Source organism: Geminicoccus sp. (assembly GCF_035556675.1).
Classification (GTDB): Bacteria; Pseudomonadota; Alphaproteobacteria; order Geminicoccales; family Geminicoccaceae; genus Geminicoccus.
Genome location: NZ_DATMFZ010000348.1, coordinates 39611 through 50703, shown reverse-complemented (window position 1 = coordinate 50703; position 11093 = coordinate 39611). Strand labels below are relative to the sequence as shown.

10 protein-coding genes and 1 pseudogene are annotated in these 11093 nt (G+C 69.3%); all 11 read right to left on the bottom strand.

Annotated elements, in window-relative coordinates:
- Positions 1-635: pseudogene (locus tag VNS22_RS24675) on the bottom strand (hypothetical protein); the annotation flags it as partial.
- A gap of 2 nt (positions 636-637) precedes the next feature.
- A complete protein-coding gene (gene flhA, locus VNS22_RS24670) occupies positions 638-2725 on the bottom strand; it encodes a flagellar biosynthesis protein FlhA (RefSeq protein WP_325737248.1) in 2088 nt (695 codons plus the stop codon).
- A complete protein-coding gene (locus tag VNS22_RS24665) occupies positions 2722-4092 on the bottom strand; it encodes a sigma-54 dependent transcriptional regulator (protein ID WP_325737246.1) in 1371 nt (456 codons plus the stop codon). Before VNS22_RS24665 ends, flhA begins: the two co-directional genes overlap by 4 nt.
- A 27-nt stretch (positions 4093-4119) precedes the next feature.
- On the bottom strand, positions 4120-4446 hold the full coding sequence (gene fliN / locus VNS22_RS24660) for a flagellar motor switch protein FliN (RefSeq protein WP_325737244.1): 327 nt from the start codon (positions 4444-4446) through the stop codon (positions 4120-4122).
- A gap of 49 nt (positions 4447-4495) precedes the next feature.
- Positions 4496-5152, bottom strand: a complete 657-nt coding sequence (locus tag VNS22_RS24655; protein WP_325737242.1) for a hypothetical protein — start codon at positions 5150-5152, stop codon at positions 4496-4498.
- A 64-nt stretch (positions 5153-5216) separates the two neighbouring features.
- Positions 5217-6239 carry a flagellar motor switch protein FliG gene (gene fliG, locus VNS22_RS24650; protein WP_325737240.1) on the bottom strand — a complete coding sequence of 341 codons (1023 nt, stop codon included), beginning with the start codon at positions 6237-6239 and terminating at the stop codon, positions 5217-5219.
- A 1-nt stretch (position 6240) separates the two neighbouring features.
- Positions 6241-7872 (bottom strand): flagellar basal-body MS-ring/collar protein FliF, encoded by a 1632-nt coding sequence (fliF, locus tag VNS22_RS24645; protein WP_325737238.1) that lies wholly within the window; start codon positions 7870-7872, stop codon positions 6241-6243.
- Between the two features lie 199 nt (positions 7873-8071).
- Positions 8072-8371, bottom strand: coding sequence for a DUF1153 domain-containing protein (locus VNS22_RS24640; protein WP_325737236.1), 300 nt, complete (start codon positions 8369-8371; stop codon positions 8072-8074).
- Positions 8372-8499: 128 nt separating this feature from the next.
- Entirely contained in the window at positions 8500-9846 is a 1347-nt protein-coding gene (flgE, locus tag VNS22_RS24635; RefSeq protein ID WP_325737234.1) for a flagellar hook protein FlgE, read from the bottom strand.
- A gap of 42 nt (positions 9847-9888) precedes the next feature.
- On the bottom strand, positions 9889-10566 hold the full coding sequence (locus VNS22_RS24630; protein WP_325737232.1) for a flagellar hook assembly protein FlgD: 678 nt from the start codon (positions 10564-10566) through the stop codon (positions 9889-9891).
- A gap of 15 nt (positions 10567-10581) precedes the next feature.
- A complete protein-coding gene (locus VNS22_RS24625; RefSeq protein ID WP_325737230.1) occupies positions 10582-11058 on the bottom strand; it encodes a flagellar hook-length control protein FliK in 477 nt (158 codons plus the stop codon).
- Between the last annotated feature and the right edge of the window lie 35 nt (positions 11059-11093).

Genomic DNA, 11093 nt, shown 5'->3' with positions numbered 1-11093 from the left:
TCGGCCAGCCGCATCATCTCCTGGGACTGGAACGGGTTCACGCCCTGGCTGTCCACCAGCAGCGGCCCCTCGCCCTCGCCGGTGACGAATGCCCGGGGATCCAGGCCGGAGGGCTGGATCTGCAGAGGACGCAGGAGGTCGGCCAGCTGGGCAAGGCCACCGGCCTTGGCCCCGTCCGCCGACAGGACGCGCGGGCGGCGGTCCGCCAGCACCAAAGCGGTCGCGAGCTTGGCCACGGTCACCGACTTGCCGGCCCCGTTCGGGCCCACCACCATCAGGACGCCATTGGACGCGGTGAGCTCGCCGAACGGCAGCACCGCCTGAAGCGCCTGGCCCAGCGCCTGCACCGGGTCCTGCCAGCGCTCGGCGCGCACCGCGGCCAGGAGCCGCTGGACCAGATCGGGGGCGGTCTCGTGCCAGCGCAGCCCGTCCTGGATCCGCGCGGTGTCGGGTTCCGGCAGGTCGGTCCGGAGCAGCTTGTCCAGGTCGAGGCCGGAATCGGGCGCCGCGGCGGTCACGCTGACGCCGGTGCGGTCCTCGCGGGTGGCGATGATCACCGCCTGCTCGCCCAGTTCGGCGGCGACCCGCGCGATCGCCTCCGAGGCGGACGGGGCATGGAATACGCGGAGTAGCATGGTCACACCTGCCCCATGGTCTTGATGCGGGCCTTGGGATGGATCTCGTTCTGCGACAGCACGCCGGTGCTGGGCCGAAAGCGCTCGATCAGCGAGCGGACATAGGGCCGGAGTGCCGGCGTGGTCACCAGCACCGGCAACTCGCCGCGCAGCGCCAGCGCTTCGAAGGTCTCGCGTACCGAGCGCACGAACTGCTGCAGCCGGTCGGGCGCGATCGCGAGCTGGCGCTCCTCGCCATTGCCGACCAGCGCCTCGCCCAGCGCCTGCTCCCAGCCGGCCGACAGGGTGACGATCGGGATGTAGCCGCCCTCGCCGGTGAACATGGTGCTGATCTGGCGGGCGAGGCGGCTGCGGACATGCTCGACGATCACCACGGTGTTCTGCGAGTGGGTCAGGGCCTCGCCGATCGCCTCCAGCACGGTCGGCAGGTCGCGGATCGACACGCGCTCGGCGAGCAGGCCCTGCAGGACGCGGTGCACGCCGCCCATGGAGATGCGCGCCGGCACCAGGTCGCCCACCAGCTTCTGCCACTCCGGCGGCAGGTCGCCTAAGAGCTTCTGGGTCTCGGCATAGGTGAGCAGTTCCGCGAGATTGTCCTTGACCAGCTCGGTCAGGTGGGTGGTGACCACCGTGGCCGGGTCGACCACGGTCAGCCCCCGGAAGCTCGCCTCCTCGCGCAGTGCCGGGCTGATCCAGGTCGCCTGCAGGCCGAAGGTGGGCTCGGTGGTCGGCTCGCCCGGCAGGCCGATCGGCCGGCCCTGCGGGTCCATCACCAGCAGCATGCCGGCCCGGATGTCGCCGCGCCCGGCCTCCATCTCCTTGATCTTGACCGTGTAGCTGTTGGCCGGGAGCTGGATGTTGTCCTGGATGCGCACCGAGGGCAGGACGAAGCCCAGCTCGATCGCGAGCTGGCGGCGCAGCGCCTTGATCTGGTCGGTCAGGCGCGGCGAGGCATTCTCGCCGATCAGGCCCAGCAGGCCGTAGCCCAGCTCGAGCCGGATCGGGTCCATGACCAGCACCGACGCGATCGGCTCGTCGCCACTGGCAGCGGGTGTCGGCTGAGGCTCGGCCGGGACCGGAGTGGCCACGCGCCTGGTCGCATGCCAGGCGGCATAACCGCTGCCGGCGGCGATCGTCAGGAACACCAGGGTCGGCAGGCCCGGCAGCACCGCCAGGATCAGGCTGATCACGGCGGTCAGGCCGAGCGCACGGGGATAGGCCCCCAGCTGGCGGAGCAGGGCGGCATCGGTGCGTCCCTCCACGCCGGCCTTGGTCACGAGCAGGCCGGCCGCCACCGAGATGATCAGTGCCGGCACCTGGGAGACCAGGCCGTCGCCGATGGTGAGCAGCGTGAAGGTGTGGGCGGCATCGGCCACCCCCATGCCCATCTGGGCCACCCCGATCACCAGCCCGCCCACGAGATTGATCGCGGTGATCAGCAGACCCGCCACCGCATCGCCGCGCACGAACTTGGCGGCACCGTCCATCGCACCGAAGAAGGAGCTTTCCTCTTCCAGCTCCTTGCGCCGGCGCTTGGCGGTCTGCTCGTCGATCAGGCCGGCCGAGAGATCCGCGTCGATGGCCATCTGCTTGCCCGGCATCGCGTCCAGCGAGAAGCGGGCAGCGACCTCGGCGATGCGGCCCGAGCCCTTGGTGATCACCACGAAGTTCACGATCACCAGGATGGCGAACACGATCACCCCGATCACGAAGTTGCCCTGCATCAGGAAGTGGCCGAACGCCTCGATGATGTGGCCGGCAGCGGCACTGCCCTCGTGGCCGCTGGACAGGATCAGGCGGGTGCTGGCGAGGTTGAGCGCCAGGCGCAGCATGGTCGCGATCAGCAGCACGGTCGGGAAGGAGTTGAAGTCGAGCGGCCGCTCGATGAACAGCGCGGTCACCAGGATCAGCACCGACAGGCTGACCGAGCAGGCAAGCAGCAGATCGAGCAGCATGGGCGGCAGCGGCACCACCAGGACTGCCAGGATGATGAGGATGCCGGCGGCCAGCAGCACCTCGCTGCTGCCGCCCGAGCGGCGCAGGCCACCCCAAAGCTCGCGGCCGATGCCGCCGAGTGCGACCGTCCTCACGAGGCGGCTCCATCGAGGCAGGGCAGACGTACGCCCTCCTGCGCATATTGCTTCAGCTTGTTGCGCAGGGTGCGGATCGAGATCCCGAGCAGCACGGCGGCGTGGGTCCGGTTGCCCCGGGCATGCTGCAGGGTGTCGAGGATCAGGTCGCGCTCCACGACGGCCAAAGTGCGGCCGACCCGCACCTCGCCCGATGCTGCACCCAGTCCGCCGGCGGCAGCGGCCGGGGCCTCGGCCGCAGACTCGTCCGGCTCTGCCTGGTGCAGCCGGTCCGGCTGGAACAGGATCGCCTCGGGCCCGATCTCCGGACCGGACGCCAGCAGGACGGCGCGGTGCATGCAGTTGTCGAGCTCGCGGACATTGCCCAGCCAGCGACAGCGACCGAGTGCTGCCAGTGCCGCCGTGCTGAGCGGCCGGTCGGGCAGCTGGTTGGCGCGGGCGTGCTTGCGTTGCAGCCAGCGCGCGAGCGGCGCCACGTCACCCGGCCGCTCGCGCAGGCTCGGCAGCTGTAGGCGCAGCACGTTCAGGCGGAAGTAGAGATCCTCGCGGAACTGCCCGCTGCGCACGCTCTGTTCCATGTCGCGGTTGCTGGTGCCGATCAGACGGATGTCGACCTTGACCGGTCGTGAGCCGCCCAGCCGGTCGATCTCGCGCTCCTGGATGGCGCGCAGCAGCTTCGCCTGCAGGCGCGGCTCCATCTCGCTGATCTCGTCCAGGAGCAGCGTGCCGCCGCTGGCCTCCTCGAACTTGCCGATCCGCCGCGCAATCGCACCGGTGAACGCTCCCTTCTCATGCCCGAACAGCTCGGATTCCAGGAGGTTCTCAGGGATCGCCGCGCAGTTGACCGAGATGAACGGGCCGGCGGCACGCTTGCTGTGGCGATGGATGAGCCGTGCCATCACCTCCTTGCCGGTGCCGCTCTCGCCCGTGATCAGCACGCTGGCGTCGGTGGGGGCGAAGCGGCGCGCCAGCTCCAGCACCTCCAGCATCCTGGGATCCTCGGCGACGAAGTCCGACTGCTCCTGGGAGGTCTCCTCCAGGATCGCCGCGATCAGGTCTGGATCCGGCGGCAGGGGCAGGAACTCGCGGGCACCGGCGCGGATCGCCTGGGCGGCCTGGCGGGGATCGGTATGCACGCCATAGGCGATCACGGGCAGATGGATGCGTTCGGCGGCGAGCCGGCGCAGCGCGTCGGCGATGTCGCTGCCGACGTCCAGCAGCAGGAGATCGGCGCCCTGACCTTCGCACAGGCTTACCAGTGCGCTCGGCAGATCGTCCTGTTGGCGGACGCTGGCGCCGCGCCTGGCGGCCATCTCGGCCGCCAGGGTCACCTCGGGCAGGCTCTTGCCGATGATCAGTAGACGCATCGCTGGATCTCCCCCAGGGCCGCGGAGCTAGTGCTCGCCCTTGATGATCTCGGTCATGGTGACGCCCAGCCGGTCCTCCACGACGATCACCTCGCCACGCGCCACCAGCCGGTTGTTGACGAAGATGTCGATCGGCTCGCCCACCTTGCGGTCGAGCTCGACCACGGCGCCGCGGCCCAGGCGCAGGAGCTGGTTGAGCGGCATCGATGCCTTGCCCAGCACCGCCGAGAGCTGCACCGGGATGTCATAGACCGCGCCCAGCGGTGCTGGCGAAACGATGCCTGGCCGAGGCTCGGCGCCGGGCTCCTCCTGGGTCGGTTCGAAACTGTCGAGAGGCAGGGTCCGGGAGGTCATGCTGGCTCACTCCTGATGGGTAGCGCTGGCCTGATGGGTAGCGCTGGATCTATGGGCCGGCCTCGGCCGGGATTGGCAGGGCAGGATCGTCCGCCGGGACGGGCATGGCCTCGAGGGCCGTGAGAAATTGCCGGCGCAGCTGCTCGAACGACCATTCCGACCAACCGGATGGCCAGGACATCGCGACATCGCCCGGGGTCATGCCGACCTGGCCGCGTACCTCGCAGCTGCCGGAGCCGGGGTCGCCGGCTGTCAGCAGGGCCGCCACCGGCGCCACGAGTTCCGGCGCCACCATCACGACCATACCCTGATCGGCCGGCAGCTCCGCCAGGGTCCGGGTCACCGCATCGGCCATGACTTCGGCCGTGGCCTTGCCGCAGAGCTGGTCGAGGCAGGTACGTGCCAGGATCGCGAACAAGGCAGTGGCCTGACGAGCGGCCGCATCGGCCACGGCACGCCTGGCCACCTGCAGTTCGGCCAGCTGTTCGGCCAGCCGCTCTGCCGTGCGCAGCAGTGCCGCCTCACCGCTGGTCGCCATGGTACACTTGGCAGCGGCATCGGCCTGAATGGCGGCCCAGCCCATCGCCCGCGCCAGCTCCGCTTCGCTGAAGCTGGGCTCTACTGCGACGGGGCGGGCGTGTTCGGGTTCCGCAGCCTCGGTGGGCGACGCCGGCCAGGACAGCTCAGGGAAGACGAAACGCGTCATCCGGACACTGGCCGGGAAGAGGCTGGCATCGACCGCAATGGAACCCGGTGCCACGTTTCGCATCTCAGTAGACCAGCTGGTCGTTCTTGTCGTCGGCGACATAGATCTCGCCCGTGGCTGCCAGCTCCTTGGCGGTGTTGACCAGGAACTGCTGTGCTTCCTCCACGTCCTTGAGCCGAACCGGGCCCATCGCGGCCATGTCGTCCTTAAGGATCTTCCCGGCCCGCTCGGACATGTTGCCGAGGATCAGGTCCTTCAGCTGTTCACTGGCACCCTTCAGCGCCAGGGCGATGCGCTCGTTGCCGACGCTGCGGATCAGTGTCTGGACCCCGGCCGCGTCCAGCCGTACCAGATCCTCGAAAGTGAACATCAGCGCCTTGATCCGGTCGGCCGCGTCCTTGTCGCGCTCCTCGAGGGAGGTGATCAGCCGGCTCTCGGTCTGCCGGTCGAGGAAGTTGAAGATCTCCGCCATCACCTCGTGATTGTCGCGCCGGTTGGTGCGGGCGAGATTGCTCATGAACTCGGCACGCAGGGTGCGTTCCACGTCGCCGATGATCTCGTTCTGCACGACCTCCATGCGCAGCATGCGGGACACGACCTCGAGCGCGAAGTCGTCCGGCAGGTTCGCCAGCACCCGGGCCGCATGGGCGGCCTCGATCCGGGAGAGCACCACGGCCACGGTCTGCGGGTATTCGTTCTTCAGGTAGGAGGCGAGCACCGCCTCGTTGACGTTGGCGAGCTTCTCCCAGACCGTGCGGCCAGCGGGCCCGCGGATCTCCTCCATGATCGTCTCGACCCGCTCGCTCTCCAGGAACGAGGCGAGCAGCCGCTCGGTCGCGTCATAGCTGCCGACCACCCCGCTGGTGGCGCCCACCCGCTCGCAGAACTCGCCCAGCACCCGCTCGACCGTCGGGCGGTCGGCCCGGCCGAGCGCCGACATCGCCTGCGACAGGGTGCGGATGTCGTCGAACTCCAGGCTCTCCATGAGGCGGCGCGAACGGTCGGGGTCGAGGGAGAGCATCAGCACCGCCGCCTTGTCGATCCCGCGCATCGCGGCGGGGGGCACGGTCACCAGCTGGTTGGCCATGTCATTCTCCAAGCCAGGTGCGGATCATCTTGACCGCCTCGTCCGGCCGCTCGTCGACGATCCGCACCACCTCATGCAGCAGCTGGTCGTGCGGAGCGGGCGATCCCGGCAATGGCAGCCGGCGCTGTGGATCGCCGCCGGTAGCATCGCCATGGCCGGTCATGGCATCGGCGGCCAGCCCACCCGCCGGCCCTGCGGCCAGCAGCGGGATGGTGCCGGCCTGGTCGGCGAGCGGGGCCGCCCCGGTGTCGCGGGCAGGTGGCAGCAGCCGGTTCAGGACCGGTCGGACCCCGAAGAAGACGACCGCAAGCGTGAGGAGCGCCAAGAGGCCGAGCTCACCCCAGCGGGGGGCATCGACCCCGAGTCGCTCCAGGAGGCCGGGCTCGGGCAAGGGGGGCACTGGTGCCTCGACGAAGCGACGGCTGACGATGCGAAACACGTCCCCGCGCGCCTCGTCGAAGCCCGCGGCACCCTTGGCGAGCGCCTCCAGCTCGGCCAGCTCTTCCACAGAGCGGGGTGCATAGCCGATGGTGCCATCGGGGCCGGGCATGCGCAGCCCGTCGACCTGGACGGCGATGGACAGGCGGCGGATGCCGCCTGGGCGCTGCACTTCATTGCGTACGGTGCGTGAGATCTCGAAGTTGACGGTTTCCTCGCTGCGGTTGCTGCGCTCCCGGCTGCCGGCGGACGCACTGGCGGGAGCCGCCGCGGTCGGCAGATTGCTCGCCACCGAGACCGGCTGATCCGCATCGGTTTCGTCGCGGCTGGAGTCCTCCTCGACTGTCTGGGTGCTGCGGGCGACCTGGCTTTGCGGATCGAAGGTCTCGGCGGTGGTGGTCACCTGGTCGAAGTTCATCTCGACCGTCACTTCCGCATCGACCCCGCCCAGGCCCACGGTCCGCTCCAGGAGCTGCACGATTTTCTGCTTGATCCTGGCCTCGTAGCCGCTGCGCAGTTCATCGATCTCGCCGGGAAACATTCCGGCCTCGCCGGCCTCGCCCGAGCGGGCCAACAGGTTGCCGCGGTCATCCACGATGGTGATGGCAGACGGGTCCAGCCCGGGAACGGCTGCGGCGACCAGGTTCCGGATCGCCTGGACCTGCCGGCCGTCGAGTCCGCTGCCCCCGCGCAGGCCCAGCACGACAGACGCGCTGGGCTTGGCCTCGTCGCGACGGAACAGCGAGCGCTCCGGCTGGACGATGTGGACCCGGGCGGCACGGACGGGCTGGAGCGTCGTGATCGAGCGCGCGAGCTCGCCTTCCATGGCGCGGCGCAGATTGACGTTCGACAGGAAATCGGTCTGGCCGAAGCTGCTGCCCTGATCGAAGATCTCATAGCCCACGACATTGCCCTGGGGCATGCCGTCCGCGGCCAGATCCATGCGCAGCCCGCCGATCCGGTCCTGCGGCACCATGATCGCGTCACCCGCCGCGTTCAGCCGATAGGGCACGCCCTGCGCCTGGAGGCGCTCGGTGATCAGGCGGGCATCCTCCGGGCGCAGTTCGGCGTAGAGCAGCGCGAAGGACGGTTCGAGCGCACGGCTCGCCACGAAGGCGAAGAACATGACGAAGCCCAGCAGGATCGTGCCGAGCGCCAGGAGGCGGGCCGGCCCCAGTGCCTGAGCCGCGGCCATGGCCGCCTGGAGGCGGCTGGCTGCTCCGCCGGCTGGCTCGCCTGGCGCTGGTACTGGACCGGTCGAGGGCGATGGAGTGGCTATGTCCATGGGTCCCGGGTCGCTCGTCGGCAGCGGGTTGCCGCCCTGACCCGGAACCTAGGCCCGGACTGGTTAAGCGCAGGTTAACGGGCGGACAGGTCCTGACCCGGAACCGGCTTCACGAGCGGCCCCGCTCACGGTCGCGACGCTTGATCGCCTGAATCTGAGTGACTCGCAGGCCGCTCAGGCCGTGGCGATAGATGGCGTCCTGCCAGATCTCGAACTCTTCTTCCGAGATGCTGTAGCGGATGCAGGCGACTTCCCGGGACAGGATACCGGCCTGAACCGCGGCCACGACCTCGGCCTTGCGCCGTGCCACCCAGCGTCTGGTGTCGCTGGGTGGCAGGTCCTCTAGGCGCAGGAGCGTACCGTTCGGGCCGACGGCGGCCTGGACCGGTGCTCCCATCGTTCTGGACATCGTGGTTCTCCTATGACGGCCGACACGTTTCCATGAAGCTCGAATACATCCCGCTTCCCTAATCGTCTGATAAGACGAATGGTAAACAAGGGTGGCAGTCCACTGCGAATCGTACCTGAATACTGTCATTAGCGCTTGATGCGCATCAACTCGTCGAGCATGTCGTCCGTGGTCGTGATCACTTTGGCATTGGCGGAGTAGGCCCGCTGGGTCACGATCATCTTGGTGAACTCGTCGGCGAGGTCGACATTGGCCGCTTCCAGGGCGGCGGGCGAGATCTGCCCGGCACCGCCGCTGCCGGCGGTCTGCAGGTTCGCGTCACCAGAAGCGCGGGTCATCGCGAACACGTTGCCGGACCGGGGCTGCAGGGCGCTCGGGTTCGCGAAGGTGGCGACGGGGATCTGGAAGATCCGGCGGACCTCGCCGTTGGAGAAGGCTGCCTCGACGAAGCCGTCTTCGTCGATCCGCACCGCATTCAGCTCGCCGAAGCCGGCACCGTCCTTGGTGACGAACGAGACGGCACTCTCGCCGGCGAACTGGGTCAGCCCATCGGTCCCGCCGATCGCGCCCCAGTCGATCACGATGGACGAGTCGGCGGAGTTGGCCGAGTTCAGCCAGTCGATGCCGAGCGGGTCGCCGGCCACGGCGCTGGCGGGATAGGTCGGCGTGATGGCGAGGCTGGCGATGCTGCCGTTGCCGTTGAAGCTCACCGTGCCCGAGCCCAGCAGGCCGTTGGGGTGGGTGCCGCTTTCGATGTCGGCCGTGTCCGCGTAGAGTTCGACGCTCCAGGTCGCGGCCCCCGGCGTGCGCAGGAAGGCCACGGTGATGCTGCGGGCGTTGCCCAGGCTGTCATAGACCTGGATCTGCCGCTTGAAGTCGGGCGCGGTCCCGCTGGCACCGTTGGTCGCGGCAAATTCCGCCATGTCGCCGGAAGCATAGGCGCCGGTATGGATCTCCTGGCCGGAATCGAGGTTCGCGCCCAGCTTGAGCCGCGCGGTGGCCACCGTGGTGGCGTTGAGATCGCGCACGTTGACCGGCTGGGTGACGTTGATGTCGAGCGGCTGCTCGCTGGTGTCGAGCTTCCAGCCCAGCAGGTAGAAGCCGTTGGCGCTGCGCAGATAGCCGTCCGCGTCCGGCGTGAACGAGCCGGCCCGGGTATAGAGCGGCGGCGAGTTGCCGCCCGGGTCCTGGGCGACCACGAAGAAGCCGTTGCCGACGATGGCGGCATCCGTGGCCGAGCCGGTCGCCTGGACCAGGCCCTGCTTCTCCACGAGGAACCTGGTCGAGTGCTGGACGCCGCCGGGGCTGAAGGCCCGCTGCTGGTCCGGGCTCACCACCAGCGAGGCGAAGTTGGAAACGCCGCCCTTGTAGCCGATCGTGCTGACGTTCGCGACATTGTCCGAAATGACGGACATCGAGCGGCTCTGTGCCGCCAGGCCGGACACGCCGGTGAACAGGGAACCGAACAGGCTCATGTCGGGAAGGTCCTTACGAAGGTGGAGGAATGGAGCTGCCGATCAGCCGTTCGGCCGGGCGATCGCCGTAATATCGGTGATCGGGACGTCGACGCCGCTGACCGACAGGGTCGGCTGGTCGGCGGCAGGGTCGATCGCATCGACCCTGCCATACAGGTATTGGGTGACGCCGAGGGCCTTGCCGTCCAGCGTCTGGCCGGCGACCGTCACCCGGTAGGTGCCGGCAGGTGCGCGGCCGCCACTGGAGGTCGCGCCGTCCCAGGCGACCTGATGCCGGCCGGCGGCCGTGGGACCGCGGGTCTCTGCGACCAGGGTGCCGGACCCGTCATAGATCTTGATGGACACCGACGCGGCCGCGGCCGGCAGCTCGTAGCTGATCGTGCCGGAGCCCTCGCTGCCCAATGCTATCCGGTTGCTCTTCGCCTGCACGGTGGTGCCGAGATAGCCGAGCATCGCGGTCTGCCGGGTGCCCTGCACCAGGCCGATCAGCTGCTCCAGGCTGTCGTTGGTCTTGATCGACTGCTCCACCGAGGTGAACTGGACGAGCTGCTGGGTGAAGGTCTCGGTGTCCATCGGCGACAGCGGGTCCTGGTTCTTCAGCTGGGTCGTCAGCAGCGTGAGGAAGCTGTCGAAATGGTCGGTGAGCTTGGCGGCAGCCGACTTGGCGGCGCTGCCGCTGCCCTCGGGCAGGGCGGCGAGCGTGGATTCGATGGCGGGCATGGGGCTGGCCTCTTCCTAGAGGACGAGATCGAACAGACCGGTGGCCGGCCGCAGGGCTGCGGGTGCCGGTTCATCGGGCAGCACTGCCAGCGGCCCGGACGAACCGGACGCCGGCGCATGCCGGTCCGGGCCACGGTCGGATTGCTGCCCACCCTGCTGCCCGGACGTGCCGAGATCGAAGGTCAGGGCGTCGGAGCCGGCGAGGCTCAGGCCGGTCGTGGTGAGCGCGCGCTCGATGCCCGGGGCGTGGCGCTGCAGGAGTTCGACTGTTTCCGGTCGGGCGGCGCTGAGCACGGCGCGTATCCGACGGTCCTGCTCCACCACGACCCGGATCTGCACCACGCCCAGCTCGGCGGGATGGAGCTGCACGGACACGACCCGACGGTCGCCTGACAGGCTCTGAGCGATGGTGGGTGCCAGCTGGGCCGCCGGGTCGGCCTGCGGTGTCGCCCGCACATAGGCTTCGCTGCCACGGCCATAGGATCCGCTCATCGTGGCTACCGCCGGCTCCGGGGGCAGAGCCGGTC